Below are 13,879 nucleotides of genomic sequence, written 5' to 3'. Positions count from 1 at the left end.
ATTATGGGCTTAACTTATCAAATGAAGATGAAAATTCCTTTTGATATGGCTGATATGAATGGCCATATCAAGCTACCAGATGTTATCTTGTTGTCCCTGCAAGTATCAGGAATGCAATCAATTAATCTAGGAGTGAGTGACAAGGATGTTTTAGAACAGTATAATCTAGTCTGGATTATCACTGATTATGATATCGATGTTGTACGTTTACCTCAATTTGCTGAGGAAATCACAATTGAAACGGAAGCCTTGACTTACAATCGTCTATTTTGCTACCGCCGTTTTACTATTTATGATGAAGATGGTCAAGAAATCATTCACATGGTAGCTACCTTTGTCCTTATGGATCGTGAGAGTCGGAAGGTTCATCCTGTAGAACCTGAAATAGTCGCCCCTTATCAATCTGAGTTTTCTAAGAAACTCCTTCGCGGGCCAAAATATGCAGAGCTAGAAGAAGCGATTAGCAAAGATTACCACGTTCGTTTTTATGACTTGGATATGAATGGCCACGTCAATAACAGCAAATATCTGGACTGGGTTTTTGAAGTTATGGGGGCAGATTTCCTAACCAATCATATTCCTAAAAAAATCAACCTCAAGTATGTCAAGGAAGTTCGACCAGGTGGTATGATTACTTCTAGTTACGAATTGAATGGACTAGAAAGTAATCACCAAGTCACAAGTGATGGCGACATCAATGCTCAGGCAAAGATAACTTGGCAAGAAATTAAAAAAGATTAGAAGGAAATATATGACTTATAAAGGTTATTTAATTGATTTAGACGGAACAATATACAAGGGTAAAGATAGAATCCCAGCGGGAGAAGCTTTTGTACATGAGCTGCAGAAAAAGGAAATTCCTTATCTTTTTGTAACAAACAACACTACTCGTACACCTGAAAGTGTTCAAGAGATGTTGGCAAATCAGTTTAATATTGACACGCCTGTATCGACAATCTATACTGCAACCTTAGCGACCATTGATTACATGAATGACCTGGGACTTGAAAAGACAGTTTATGTGATTGGAGAAGCTGGGCTCAAGGAAGCCATTCAAGCAGCTGGTTATGTTGAAGATAAAGAAAATCCAGCCTATGTGGTTGTAGGTTTGGACTGGCAAGTTGACTATGAAAAATTTGCTACTGCAACCCTAGCTATCCATAAAGGTGCTCATTTTATCGGCACCAATCCAGATTTAAATATTCCAACAGAACGTGGACTTTTACCTGGTGCTGGTTCACTGATTACTCTTCTAGAAGCAGCAACTCGCGTAAAACCAGTTTATATTGGAAAACCAAATGCGATTATTATGGACAAGGCTGTTGAACATCTAGGACTTGAGCGCCAAGAAATTGTCATGGTGGGCGATAATTACCTGACTGATATTCGAGCTGGTATCGATAATGGAATTCCAACTTTGTTAGTAACTACTGGTTTTACAAAACCTGAAGAAGTAGCAGATTTACCAATCGCCCCAACTCATGTCTTCTCAAGTCTAGCGGAGTGGAATTTCGATGAAAACTAAATTAACTTTCGGAGGAAGTCTTCTCTTTCTCCTCTCGCTTGCTATTTTATTGACCATCTACCTGTCTTGGTTGGTTTACCCTCTGGAGATTTCTTGGTTAAATCTGACAAGTCGTGTTCATGTTCAACCTCAGACAATCCAGCATAACTTTAATGTGTTGATGAATTATTTGACCAATCCATTGAGTCAGGTATTAGCAATGCCGGATTTTCCTTCGTCTGCCTCTGGGATTCATCATTTTGAGGTTGTCAAGGGACTCTTTCACCTAGCGCAAGGAGTAGCGATAGTTACCCTACCGATTTTTTATCTTTTTTGGAAGCAAGTCATTCAGAAAGGTTTTCTGTCTCTATATCGCAGAGGTCTCTTGATTATGCTGTCTTTACCTTTGGTTCTTGGTTTAGTTGGTGTCTTCATTGGGTTTGAACAATTCTTTACATTGTTTCATCAAATTCTTTTTGTAGGTGATGATACCTGGCTTTTTGATCCAGCAAAAGACCCAGTCATTCTTATTCTACCAGAGGACTTTTTCCTGCATGCCTTTCTCCTATTTTTCTGCTTGTATGAGTTGATTTTTGGATTTATGTACCTTAAAAGTCGAAAAACAGGCAATTAAAAGAATAAATGCATAAAAATGTTTTAAAAGAATGTGCGAAAAACCTATTTTTCTTGAAAAAATAGGTTTTTTTACGGAAATAACTAGTCAAGCGCTTTATTTTTTTGTATAATAGAGTGAGAAAAGTATGCAAAGAAGAGAATAGCATGATTACACTATTTTTATCACCGAGTTGTACATCATGTCGTAAGGCAAAGGCCTGGCTTGATAATCATAAAGTGCCTTTCCAAGAGCACAACATTATGACCAGTCCTTTATCAAGAAAAGAATTACAACACATTCTTTCCTTGACCGAAAACGGTACCGATGACATCATTTCAACTCGTTCAAAAATTTTCCAAAAGTTAAATATCGATGTGGAAAGTATCTCGGTGACAGAGTTGCTTAATTTAATTGAGCAATATCCTAGTCTTTTGCGTCGTCCAATCATCATTGATGATAAACGTATGCAGATTGGCTTTAATGAAGATGAGATTCGTGCATTTCTTCCTCGCAGTTACCGTAAGCAAGAATTGAAAGAAGCTACATTAAGAGCTGGTATTAATTAGATGAATAAACAGTATAGTTACCCACTAGATTTGTCGTGGAGCACTGAAGAACTTGCTTCAGTGCTTTCTTTTTTTAATGATGTTGAAGCTGCCTATGAAACACAGGTAGATGCTAAGAAACTATTAGATTCCTACAAGGTATTCAAGTCAGTTGTGCCTAGCAAGAGCGAAGAAAAACGTTTGGGACGTGAGTTTGAATCAGTTAGTGGATACTCTTTCTACCGTGCAGTCCAGTTGGCCAAAGAAAAAGGAGAAGGGAAGATTTCACTTGGAAAATAAATTTACATTTGCCAAAGAAATTGTCAGGGAAGCTGGGGAATACATTCTCCAACATATGAAAGAAGATCTCCATGTTGAGAGAAAGTCTTCCCCTACAGATTTGGTAACTAAATTAGATAAAGAAGTTCAAGACTTACTTATTAAAAAAATCCGTTCTCGCTATCCAGATGATCTATTTTGTGCAGAAGAAGGCTGCATGCGTGCAGCAGTAGGACAAGGTTCTGTATGGATTATTGATCCTATTGATGGAACCAACAACTTCGTAGCACAAGGTGAAGATTTTGCCGTTATGCTGGCCTATTTTGAGGATGGTATTGGTAAGTTTGGTATTATTTATGATGTCATGAAAGGTGATTGTTACCATGGTGGAGGAGACTTCCCGCCCTGTCGCAATGACGAACCTTTGCCACTTTTTAAAAAGAAACCCTTGAGAGAATTTTTGGTAGCTGGTAATTCTGGAATGCTAGCGACTAACGAATGGGGCTTAGCGGATTTGGGAAATGCTGCACTTGGAACACGAGTTTATGGCAGCGCCGCTATTAGTTTTGCCAAGGTGCTATCAGGTCGACTTTTAACTTATATCACTTATTTACAACCTTGGGATTATGCGGCCGCAAGTATCCTAGGTGAGAGTTTGGGTTATAAGGTTTTTACGATTGCTGGTGAGGAAGTCGATTTTCAAACAAGACAGGCCGTTATGATGGTGCCAGTCGAGATGAAAGATGAGATTCAATCCTATATCTATGAAAGGAAATAAACCTACATGCAATTTCCAGATGGATTTGTAAAAAAATACGAAACAATATTGGGAGATGAGGCAAGAGCTTTTCTTGCCTCTTTTGATGATGAGGCTGTTTCTGCTTTTCGTATCAACCCTTTAAAAGAAAGACAGCTTTCTTTTTCAGATGCTATTCCCAATACACCCTGGGGCTACTATGGGAAGGTTTCAGGGAAATCACCAGAACATGTAACTGGCTTGGTCTATTCACAAGAACCTGCCGCACAAATGGTCGCTCAAGTAGCCCAGCCAAAGCCAGGTATGAAGGTCTTAGACTTGGCAGCGGCTCCCGGTGGGAAATCCACTCAACTGGCCTCCTATCTTGCAGGAGACGGTCTTCTTGTTTCAAATGAGATTTCAAGTAAACGGTCAAAGATTTTAGTTGAAAATATGGAACGCTTTGGCGCGACTAATGTCGTTGTGACCAATGAATCAGCAGACCGTTTAGCCAAGGTTTTTAAAGGCTATTTTGACCTGATCGTTTTAGATGCACCTTGCTCAGGAGAAGGGATGTTTCGTAAACAACCTGACGCTATGGATTATTGGAGTGTTGATTATCCTAGTAAGTGCGCTAGTTTACAACGTGAGATTTTAGCAGATGCAGTTACTATGTTGGCTGATGGTGGTCGACTAGTCTATTCAACCTGTACCTGGGCGCCAGAAGAAAACGAAGAAATCGTCCAATGGTTACTGGATAGCTATAATTTTGAATTGATTCCAATCCAACACATCAATGGAATGGTACCTGGGATTGATTTAACTGAAACAGCTAGAATGTACCCTCATCACTTTAAGGGAGAAGGTCAGTTCGTGGCCCATCTTCAGTTTAAAGGTCAAAACAAGGCTGGGAAGTTCAAACCTTCTAAATCCAACTTATCTCGTGAACAGATTTCCTTATGGCAGGATTTTGAGAAAAAGCACCTTAAAGAAAAACTGACCGGTGTTCTACAAGTTTTCGGAGACCAGCTTTATCTCTTGCCAGAAATCCTACCAGATTTAGGAAAACTTAGAATTGCTCGTAATGGTCTTCATCTCGGGACTTTTAAGAAGAAACGTTTTGAACCAAGTTTTGCTCTTGGCCTAGCTTTAAAACCAAGCCAAGTCAAGCAAGAAATCGAAATTCATCAAGAAGACTTTGTCAAATATGTGGCTGGTGAAACGGTCCAATTAGCTGAAACTCTGCCAAATGGTTGGTACCAAGTTTTGGTTGGTGGAAATGGTCTAGGTTTTGCAAAAGTAACCGGAAATACCTTAAAGAATTATTTCCCTAAGGGTTTGAGGTTTAAGGTGAAAAACTAGTCAAAAACAGTATTCTATGTTATAGTGGAAGTATGGATTTTCCCTGAGAACAATAGAAAATAAGGGCAAAAATTCAAGCTATTCATCATTATTTTCAAGGAGACAAATAGTGAAAAAATTTAAAAAACTCACCATCTCTCTTGCAACTCTTTTACTTGCTGGTTCGCTAGCAGGATGTGCAAGTTGGATTGATCGTGGGGAATCTATGACAGCTGTAGGTTCAACTGCCCTTCAACCTTTAGTCGAAGCGGCAGCAGATGAGTTTGCGTCAGCTCACATTGGTAAAACAGTCAATGTTCAAGGTGGTGGATCTGGTACAGGTCTGTCTCAAGTCCAGTCTGGAGCGGTAGACGTCGGTAATTCGGATGTATTTGCCGAGGAAAAAGACGGAATCGATGCATCTGCCTTAGTTGACCACAAGGTAGCTGTTGCGGGGATAGCTGTTATCATCAACAAAGAAGTAGATGTTGATAATCTTACGACAGAACAACTTCGCAAAATTTTTACAGGTGAAATTACCAACTGGAAAGAAGTTGGTGGTAAAGATTTAGCAATCTCTATTATCAACCGTGCTGCGAGCTCAGGTTCTCGTGCGACTTTTGACAGTGTGATTATGAATGGTCAGTCAGCGGTTCAAAGTCAGGAGCAGGATTCAAACGGTATGGTGAAGTCCATCGTTTCCCAAACCCCTGGAGCTATTTCCTACCTAGCATTTGCCTATGTCGATGATTCTGTTGGGACAATCAAACTCAATGGTTATGAACCAATTTCAGAGAATGTAACCACGAATAATTGGCCTTTGTGGTCTTATGAACATATGTATACACTTGGTGAGCCAAATGAATTGGTTGCCGAATTCTTGAACTTTGTTCTTTCAGACGAAGCGCAGAATGGAATTGTTAAAGGAATGGGCTATATTTCTGTCAAGGAAATGAAAGTCGAAAAAGATGCTGCAGGTACTGTGACAGCGCTAGAAGGGAGCCAATAATGAATCAAGAAGAATTATCAAAAAAATTGCTCTCTCCTTCAAAAAACTCTCGTCTTGAGAAATTAGGAAAAGGTCTAACCTTTGCTTGCCTTTCTTTGATTGTCATCATCGTTGCTATGATTTTAATCTTTGTAGCCCAAAAAGGTTTGTCAACCTTCTTTGTCAATGGTGTGAATATCTTTGATTTTCTCTTTGGTGCAACTTGGAACCCTTCAGGTAAACAGTTTGGCGCCCTTCCAATGATTTTAGGTTCCTTTATCGTTACCATTCTATCAGCTCTGATTGCAACACCATTTGCCATTGGGGCAGCAGTCTTTATGACAGAGGTGTCTCCAAAAGGAGCTAAGATTTTGCAACCTGCTATTGAACTCTTAGTTGGGATTCCTTCAGTAGTTTATGGATTTATAGGTTTGCAGGTCGTGGTACCATTTGTACGTACTGTCTTTGGTGGAACAGGTTTCGGTATTTTATCAGGAATTTTCGTTCTCTTTGTTATGATTTTGCCGACTGTAACCTTCATGACAACAGATAGCCTACGTGCGGTTCCTCGTCACTACCGTGAAGCAAGTTTAGCCATGGGAGCGACTCGTTGGCAAACCATCTGGCGTGTAACCTTGAAGGCTGCTCGTTCAGGTATTTTTACGGCAGTAGTCTTCGGAATGGCGCGTGCTTTCGGTGAAGCCCTAGCTATTCAGATGGTGGTCGGAAACTCAGCAGTTGTTCCAACTTCATTGACAACACCAGCAGCGACTCTGACATCTGTATTGACCATGGGAATCGGTAATACCGTTATGGGAACTGTTGATAATAATGTTCTTTGGTCACTGGCCTTAGTATTGCTTTTGATGAGCTTGGCCTTTAACAGTGTCATTAAACTGATTACAAAAGAGAGAGGAAAGAAAAACTATGCACGCTAAGAAATTAGATAAACTTGCAACAGCTATCCTCTACACCATCGCAGGAATCATTGTGACCATTCTAGCTTCCTTGATTCTTTATATCTTGGTTCGAGGTTTACCTCATGTTTCTTGGTCATTCTTGACAGGAAAATCATCCTCCTATCAAGCAGGTGGTGGTATTGGAATTCAGCTTTATAATTCCTTTTTCCTTTTGGTGATTACCTTATTTATCTCAGTACCTCTTTCAATGGGAGCTGGAATTTTCCTAGCAGAGTATGCTAAAAAAGGTCGGATTACAAATTTTGTCCGTACCTGTATTGAAATCTTGTCTTCTCTACCATCCGTTGTAGTCGGTCTCTTTGGTTACCTTATCTTTGTCGTTCAGTTTGAATATGGATTTTCAATTATTTCAGGTGCCTTGGCTTTAACCGTCTTTAACCTTCCACAGATGACACGTAATGTTGAAGACAGTTTGAAGCACGTTCACCATACGCAACGTGAAGCAGGTTTAGCACTTGGACTTTCACGTTGGGAAACAGTTCTTCATGTCGTTATCCCCGAAGCCTTACCTGGTATTGTTACTGGGGTAGTACTTGCATCAGGTCGTATCTTTGGTGAAGCTGCAGCTCTTATCTACACAGCAGGACAATCAGCACCAGCTCTTGATTGGTCAAACTGGAATGTCCTCAGCGTAACCAGTCCAATCTCAATCTTCCGTCAAGCAGAAACCTTGGCTGTTCATATCTGGAAAGTCAACAGTGAAGGAACTATTCCTGATGGAACACTTGTTTCAGCAGGTTCTGCAGCGGTGCTCCTAATCTTTATCTTAATCTTTAACTTTGGAGCTCGCAAACTCGGAAGCTACCTACACAAGAAATTAACCGCTGCCTAAAGGAGAAGCCATGTCAAAATATAATTGGGATGAAAGGCATATCATTACCTTTCCAGAAGAAAAAGTGGCCCTCTCTACTAAGGATTTACATGTTTACTACGGTAAAAACGAATCCATTAAGGGCGTCGATATGCAATTCGAAAAAAACAAAATCACGGCCTTGATAGGTCCGTCTGGATCAGGGAAATCAACCTACCTTCGCAGTCTCAACCGTATGAATGATACCATTGATATTGCTAAGGTGACAGGACAGATTCTCTATCGAGGTATTGACGTTAACCGTCCTGAAATCAATGTTTATGAAATGCGTAAACATATCGGAATGGTGTTCCAACGTCCAAATCCATTTGCAAAATCAATCTATCGTAATATTACTTTTGCACATGAACGTGCAGGAGTTAAGGACAAGAAAGTCCTAGATGAAATTGTAGAAACCTCTCTTCGTCAGGCTGCCCTCTGGGATCAGGTCAAAGATGACCTTCATAAGTCTGCCTTAACCCTATCAGGTGGTCAACAGCAACGTCTTTGTATCGCTCGTGCCATCTCTGTTAAACCAGATATTCTCTTGATGGATGAACCTGCATCAGCCTTGGACCCGATTGCGACAGCTCAACTTGAGGAAACTATGTTGGAGTTGAAGAAGGACTTTACCATTATCATCGTAACCCACAGTATGCAACAGGCTGCGCGTGCTAGTGACTACACAGGATTTTTCTACTTGGGTGACTTGATTGAATATGATAAGACTGCTAATATTTTCCAAAATGCTAAGCTACAGTCAACCAATGACTATGTAACAGGACACTTTGGTTAGAAAGGGAACAGTATGACAGAACCGATTTTGCAGGTTTCAGACCTGTCAGTCTATTACAATAAAAAGAAGGCCTTGAATAGTGTTTCCTTATCATTTCAACCCAAGGAAATTACAGCCCTTATCGGACCATCAGGCTCAGGGAAGTCAACCCTGCTCAAGGCTATTAACCGAATGGGTGACCTTAATCCTGAAGTGACGACAACTGGTTCAGTGGTCTATAATGGTCACAATATCTATAGTCCTCGTACCGATACAGTTGAATTGCGTAAGGAAATTGGAATGGTATTTCAACAACCTAATCCTTTCCCTATGTCTATCTATGAAAATGTCGTCTATGGTCTCCGTATAAATGGAGAAAAGGACAAGCAGGTCTTGGATGAAGCAGTGGAGAAAGCTTTACAGCGTGCTTCAATCTGGGATGAGGTCAAGGATCGCTTGCATGACTCTGCTATTGGTCTTTCAGGTGGTCAACAGCAACGTGTTTGTGTAGCGCGCGTATTGGCGACTAGTCCTAAAATTATCCTTTTGGATGAACCAACTTCAGCCTTGGACCCTATTTCTGCGGGTAAGATTGAGGAAACCTTGTATGGTCTAAAAGACAAGTACACCATGCTTTTGGTTACTCGTTCCATGCAGCAAGCATCTCGAATCTCTGATAAAACAGGCTTTTTCCTTAATGGAGATTTGATAGAATTTAACGATACCAAGGAAATGTTCCTCTATCCTCAAAATAAAGAAACTGAGGACTACATTTCAGGTAAATTTGGATAAGGAGAAAAAGATGTTACGATCTCAATTTGAAGAAGATTTAGAGAAATTGCACAACCAATTTTACGCGATGGGACAAGAAGTTCTTTCCCAAATCAATCGTACAGTACGAGCTTTTGTGACACATGACCGTGACTTGGCAAAAGAAGTTATCGAGGAAGACGCAGAAGTAAATGAATATGAAGTAAAACTTGAAAAGAAATCATTTGAAATTATTGCACTTCAACAGCCTGTTTCACAAGACTTGCGTACAGTTCTAACTGTTCTAAAGGCTGTTTCAGACTTGGAACGTATGGGGGACCACGCAGTATCCATTGCTGAAGCTACTATTCGTATGAAGGGTGAACAACGTATCCCAGCAGTTGAGGAAGAAATCAAAAACATGGGACGCGATGTTAAAGATTTTGTGGAAACAACTCTTGAACTTTACCTTAACGGATCAGTTGATAAGGCCTACGAAGTTGCAACCATGGATGAAAAAATCAACCATTACTTCGAAAATATTCGTGATTTGGCAACTGAAGAAATCAGAAAGAATCCGGATGCTATTGTCACAGGTCGTGATTATTTCCAAGTTATTTCTTACTTGGAGCGCATCGGTGACTATGCAAAGAATATCTGTGAATGGGTTGTTTACTTTGAAACGGGTAAGATTGTTGAATTGTAAAATATTTAGAAGATAATAATTATTGTGAAAGCTTACTTTTTAATATAGTAAGCTTTCATTGTATCGATAGTTTTCTTTGTCAGGGGTGAATAATGAACTATATACAGAGTATAAGAAAAAAAGTTGGAAAAGATAAAATTATTTTAAATTTTACTTGTGGAATTTTAAGTCAAACAGGGAAAATATTATTACAAAAACGAGCAGACAAAGGAACTTGGGGTTTACCAGGTGGTGCTATTGAATTAGGTGAATCGGCTGTAGAAGCATTAGTGCGAGAGTTTTATGAAGAAACTGGAGTGAAAGTAACAGTGAAAAAACTCTTAAATGTTTATACAAAATATTCAGATAGTTATCCAAATGGTGATGAGGCACAAGTTATTACAATGTTGTATTTAGTTACATCTGAAACTTCAATCTCTACAAATGTTTTTACGAGCGACGAAACCTTAGAATTAGGGTTGTTTGATCACAGAGATATGCAAAATATCACAATTGTAAACCAGCAACATCAAGATATGATTAATGATTTTTTTGAAAATTGTTTCCCAATAGATAGATAAACCAATCATTGAATTTGTATTTTTTATAAATATATTTTATGGAAAACGCAAGAAAATGTTGACAATTATTTTTAAATAAGTTATAATTATACAAAATTAATAGAGAGGCTGTTTATTTATGAAATTTAAAAAATGGATATTTGTTTTATGTAGTTTTCTTGCAAGTTTCTTTTTAGTAGCTTGCCAATCGTCTAGCTCAAGCTCACAGTCTGCAGTAGAGGCTATCAAACAAAAAGGAAAATTGGTGGTCGCAACTAGTCCAGACTATGCTCCATTTGAGTTTCAAGCACTTGTGAATGGCAAGAACCAAGTCGTAGGAGCTGATATTGATATGGCACAAGCTATCGCTGATGAACTTGGAGTGAAATTGGAAGTTTCAAGCATGAGTTTTGATAATGTCTTGACCAGCCTTCAAACAGGGAAAGCAGATTTGGCCATTGCGGGAATCAGTGCAACTGAAGAAAGAAAAGAAGTCTTTGATTTCTCAATTCCTTACTATGAAAACAAAATTAGCTTCCTAATCAGAAAAACTGATCTTGAAAAATACAAAGATTTGGATTCTCTAGTAAGTGCAAATATTGCAGCTCAAAAAGGAACTGTCCCTGAATCTATGGTCAAAGAGCAACTTCCTAAAGCGCAGTTGACTTCATTGACAAATATGGGTGAAGCTGTTAATGAACTTCAATCAGGTAAGGTTGATGCTGTTCATATGGACGAGCCAGTAGCCCTCAGCTATGCAACAAAAAATGCTGACTTGGTTGTCGCAACAGTAAGCTTAACTATGAAAGAAGGCGAAGAAAATGCAGTTGCTATCAAGAAAGGCAATTCAGATTTGAAGGAAGTAGTTGATAAGGTTATTCAAAAACTGAAAGATGACGGTACTTATCAAACATATCTTGAAAAAGCTGCCAAGCTAACAGAAGTAGAGCAATAAAAAATAACAGAGGCTGGGACAAAAGTCCTAGCCTCTCAATTGTCATTGGATTATCAAGCAAGACGCAGTGGTTGAGTGGGCTCTACTACGCTGATTTCATCAGCTTTTACAGCCTTACTCAACTGTGCGGAGGTGGGACGACGAAATCGAATTATAACGAATTACCGATTTCTGTCCCACTCTCTGTTTTTAAGTAATTTAAAGTTGTTTCAAGATTTTCTAAAGGAACCTTAGCAAATTGATAAGGGCAAGTCTCAATGTAGGACGATTCGAAAAAGTCTAGATTTAAAGAGCTATGTTTGAGGCTTGCAATCTTAGGATAGTTCCTGAGATCAAGCAAAAGTCCATCATGGAGAGGATAGTTTGGTAGGGAAAGGGGATAAGATTTTAATAGCTTATGAATGAAGTCTTGACTTTTCTCTTGCAGTGCCAATCTTGCTACTCTATTTTTTTCAAAGAGTTGACTATCAATATAGAGAGATAAAGCCTTTTGCATAATGAGGTTGTTATCATAGTCCAGAATGTTTTTATAAGAGACAAAAGCTTCTTTCATAACATTTGGAAGTATGAGAGCAGTGATTCGAAGTGCGGGGAAAATACTTGTTGAAAAAGACTTGATGTAGATGACCAAATCATTTTGGTCCAAATAATGAAAGGTTTGTCCCATTTTAGGATCTAGATCTCCCAGATAATCATCTTCAACAATATAAATTTGATATTTGGCTGCTAGATCAAGGATAGCACGTTTCTCCTCTTCAGAATATGAATGACCCAGCGGATAGTGGAATCGAGGAATGGTGTAGAAAAACTTAATGTTACCACTTTTAAAATGTTTCTCAAGTTCTTTCAGGTCAATGCCATCCACGCGACGTTCAATGGTTTGATAGGGAATATTTTGAGCCAGCAGAAGTTGGTTCATTCGGTGATAGGTTGGTTGTTCGACCAGTATTTCTTGGCCCTTACTTGGAAAGTCAATTTGAGAAAGAATAAACAGTGCTTGTTGGGTTCCAGTTGTCATGACTAATTGATCGGGTTTACTATAGATAGCTTGGTCAAACAGTAGTTTCTGAACAGACTTTCGTAATTCTTCTAAACCCTCTTGGTGTTCATAGTAGTTGTAGAGATAATTTTCTCGACCAATCAAGCTTTCATTGACACAAAGACGAAAATCATCATAGGCAGCAGCATGTTCGTCATTGACCGAGATAACGAGGTCTTCGTGGCTAGCTTGTTGTTCTAAAACATAATAGCCACTTTGAGGTTTGGAGTATATGTATTTCTCGTATCGGAGTTCCAAAAGTGCACGCTGCACAGTATCTTTACTGCAGTGGAAGTCTTGACTGAGTTTTCGGATAGAAGGTAGACGACTTCCTGTTTGAAGTTTTCCTGATTCAATCTCTTCTTTTAGATAGTGAACAACTTGTTCGTACTTACTTTCTTGCTTCATTCCAGACCTCTCTTGATTTTGTTACATTGTACCTTTTTTTTAGACGTTTGGCAATGTTAAAAGGCTTTCCAGCATTCAATTCTAATCAGAAATGTGATATACTTAGTAAGTAAAATTTTCAAAGAAGAGTGAGATGATAAAGGTGCAAGAACCAGTTAAATTATTCCAATATAATACTTTGGGAGCCTTGATGGCAGGACTTTACGGCGGGACCATGACAGTTGGTGAGTTATTGGAACATGGAGATTTAGGGCTAGGAACCTTGGACTCTATTGATGGGGAGTTAATTGTCTTAGATGGTAAAGCCTATCAAGCTAAGGGTTCAGGTGAGAAGCCTGAAATCGTTGAAGTTTCACCAGACGCGCTGATTCCCTATGCAGCAGTTGTACCCCATCAGGCAGAAGTCATTTTTCGCCAGCGTTTTGAAATGACTGATCAGGAACTAGAAAAACGTATCGAGTCCTATTATGATGGAGAAAACCTCTTCCGCTCTATCAAAATTCATGGTGACTTTAAACACATGCATGTTCGCATGATTCCAAAATCAACAACTGAAACAAAGTTTGCTGAGGTTGCGACTCATCAGCCTGAATATAGTTGCGAAAATGTCTCTGGGACTATCGTTGGATTCTGGACACCTGAAATTTTCCATGGTGTCAGTGTCGCAGGTTATCATTTGCACTTTATCTCAGATGACCTAACCTTTGGTGGTCACGTTATGGACTTTGTCATCAAGGAAGGAATCGTAGAGGTTGGAGCTGTCGATCAGTTGGATCAACGTTTCCCTGTCCAGGATCGTCAGTACCTCTTTGCTAAGTTCAATGTTGATGAGATGAAAAAAGATATCGATCAGGCTGAATAAAAGGAG

The 13,879-nt window shown here is 39.3% G+C and carries 17 protein-coding genes; 16 read left to right on the top strand and 1 reads right to left on the bottom strand.

The features are described from left to right. Window positions 1-3: 3 nt before the first annotated feature. The 15 genes from HW271_RS05490 (at window position 4) to HW271_RS05420 (ending at window position 11,564) form a co-directional block, all read left to right on the top strand. Window positions 4-741 carry an acyl-[acyl-carrier-protein] thioesterase gene (locus HW271_RS05490; protein WP_178895165.1) on the top strand — a complete coding sequence of 246 codons (738 nt, stop codon included), beginning with the start codon at window positions 4-6 and terminating at the stop codon, window positions 739-741. Window positions 742-751: 10 nt separating this feature from the next. Continuing rightward, window positions 752-1,525, top strand: coding sequence for a TIGR01457 family HAD-type hydrolase (locus HW271_RS05485; RefSeq protein WP_178895164.1), 774 nt, complete (start codon window positions 752-754; stop codon window positions 1,523-1,525). Then, entirely contained in the window at window positions 1,515-2,138 is a 624-nt protein-coding gene (locus HW271_RS05480) for a TIGR01906 family membrane protein (protein WP_178895163.1), read from the top strand. Before HW271_RS05485 ends, HW271_RS05480 begins: the two co-directional genes overlap by 11 nt. Window positions 2,139-2,284: 146 nt before the next feature. Next, window positions 2,285-2,686, top strand: a complete 402-nt coding sequence (locus HW271_RS05475) for a Spx/MgsR family RNA polymerase-binding regulatory protein (protein ID WP_006148218.1) — start codon at window positions 2,285-2,287, stop codon at window positions 2,684-2,686. Further along, window positions 2,687-2,965, top strand: coding sequence for a UPF0223 family protein (locus HW271_RS05470; protein ID WP_004252549.1), 279 nt, complete (start codon window positions 2,687-2,689; stop codon window positions 2,963-2,965). It begins immediately after the preceding gene. After that, the gene (locus tag HW271_RS05465; RefSeq protein ID WP_178895162.1) at window positions 2,955-3,722 is read left to right on the top strand and encodes an inositol monophosphatase family protein; all 768 of its coding nucleotides are present in this window, start codon (window positions 2,955-2,957) and stop codon (window positions 3,720-3,722) included. Before HW271_RS05470 ends, HW271_RS05465 begins: the two co-directional genes overlap by 11 nt. Before the next feature lie 6 nt (window positions 3,723-3,728). Continuing rightward, window positions 3,729-5,042 carry an RsmF rRNA methyltransferase first C-terminal domain-containing protein gene (locus HW271_RS05460; protein WP_178895161.1) on the top strand — a complete coding sequence of 438 codons (1,314 nt, stop codon included), beginning with the start codon at window positions 3,729-3,731 and terminating at the stop codon, window positions 5,040-5,042. Window positions 5,043-5,151: 109 nt separating this feature from the next. Continuing rightward, the gene (locus tag HW271_RS05455) at window positions 5,152-6,030 is read left to right on the top strand and encodes a phosphate ABC transporter substrate-binding protein PstS (protein WP_178895160.1); all 879 of its coding nucleotides are present in this window, start codon (window positions 5,152-5,154) and stop codon (window positions 6,028-6,030) included. Further along, on the top strand, window positions 6,030-6,947 hold the full coding sequence (gene pstC, locus HW271_RS05450) for a phosphate ABC transporter permease subunit PstC (RefSeq protein ID WP_006148223.1): 918 nt from the start codon (window positions 6,030-6,032) through the stop codon (window positions 6,945-6,947). The genes HW271_RS05455 and pstC overlap by 1 nt, the downstream gene beginning before the upstream one ends. Beyond that, window positions 6,937-7,821, top strand: coding sequence for a phosphate ABC transporter permease PstA (pstA, locus tag HW271_RS05445; protein ID WP_178895159.1), 885 nt, complete (start codon window positions 6,937-6,939; stop codon window positions 7,819-7,821). Before pstC ends, pstA begins: the two co-directional genes overlap by 11 nt. A 10-nt stretch (window positions 7,822-7,831) precedes the next feature. Next, complete coding sequence (gene pstB, locus HW271_RS05440; RefSeq protein WP_075228284.1) at window positions 7,832-8,635, top strand: phosphate ABC transporter ATP-binding protein PstB; 804 nt, start codon at window positions 7,832-7,834, stop codon at window positions 8,633-8,635. A gap of 12 nt (window positions 8,636-8,647) precedes the next feature. Beyond that, window positions 8,648-9,406, top strand: coding sequence for a phosphate ABC transporter ATP-binding protein PstB (pstB, locus tag HW271_RS05435; protein ID WP_178895158.1), 759 nt, complete (start codon window positions 8,648-8,650; stop codon window positions 9,404-9,406). Between the two features lie 10 nt (window positions 9,407-9,416). Beyond that, window positions 9,417-10,070: a phosphate signaling complex protein PhoU gene (gene phoU, locus HW271_RS05430; RefSeq protein ID WP_178895157.1), complete on the top strand. Its 654-nt coding sequence runs from the start codon at window positions 9,417-9,419 to the stop codon at window positions 10,068-10,070. A gap of 92 nt (window positions 10,071-10,162) precedes the next feature. Next, a complete protein-coding gene (locus tag HW271_RS05425) occupies window positions 10,163-10,630 on the top strand; it encodes an NUDIX hydrolase (protein ID WP_178895156.1) in 468 nt (155 codons plus the stop codon). Window positions 10,631-10,748: 118 nt separating this feature from the next. Beyond that, on the top strand, window positions 10,749-11,564 hold the full coding sequence (locus HW271_RS05420; RefSeq protein WP_178895155.1) for an ABC transporter substrate-binding protein: 816 nt from the start codon (window positions 10,749-10,751) through the stop codon (window positions 11,562-11,564). Between the two features lie 151 nt (window positions 11,565-11,715). On the opposite strand, the gene HW271_RS05415 is transcribed toward HW271_RS05420, so the two are convergent. Beyond that, window positions 11,716-13,011: a PLP-dependent aminotransferase family protein gene (locus HW271_RS05415; RefSeq protein WP_178895154.1), complete on the bottom strand. Its 1,296-nt coding sequence runs from the start codon at window positions 13,009-13,011 to the stop codon at window positions 11,716-11,718. Between the two features lie 133 nt (window positions 13,012-13,144). On the opposite strand from HW271_RS05415, the gene budA reads away from it, so the two are divergent. Then, entirely contained in the window at window positions 13,145-13,873 is a 729-nt protein-coding gene (budA, locus tag HW271_RS05410) for an acetolactate decarboxylase (protein ID WP_178895153.1), read from the top strand. Window positions 13,874-13,879: the final 6 nt, after the last annotated feature.

It is taken from the genome of Streptococcus sp. oral taxon 061 (assembly GCF_013394695.1).
In the GTDB taxonomy this organism is placed as follows: Bacteria; Bacillota; Bacilli; order Lactobacillales; family Streptococcaceae; genus Streptococcus.
This window is presented reverse-complemented; position numbering and strand designations above follow the sequence as displayed.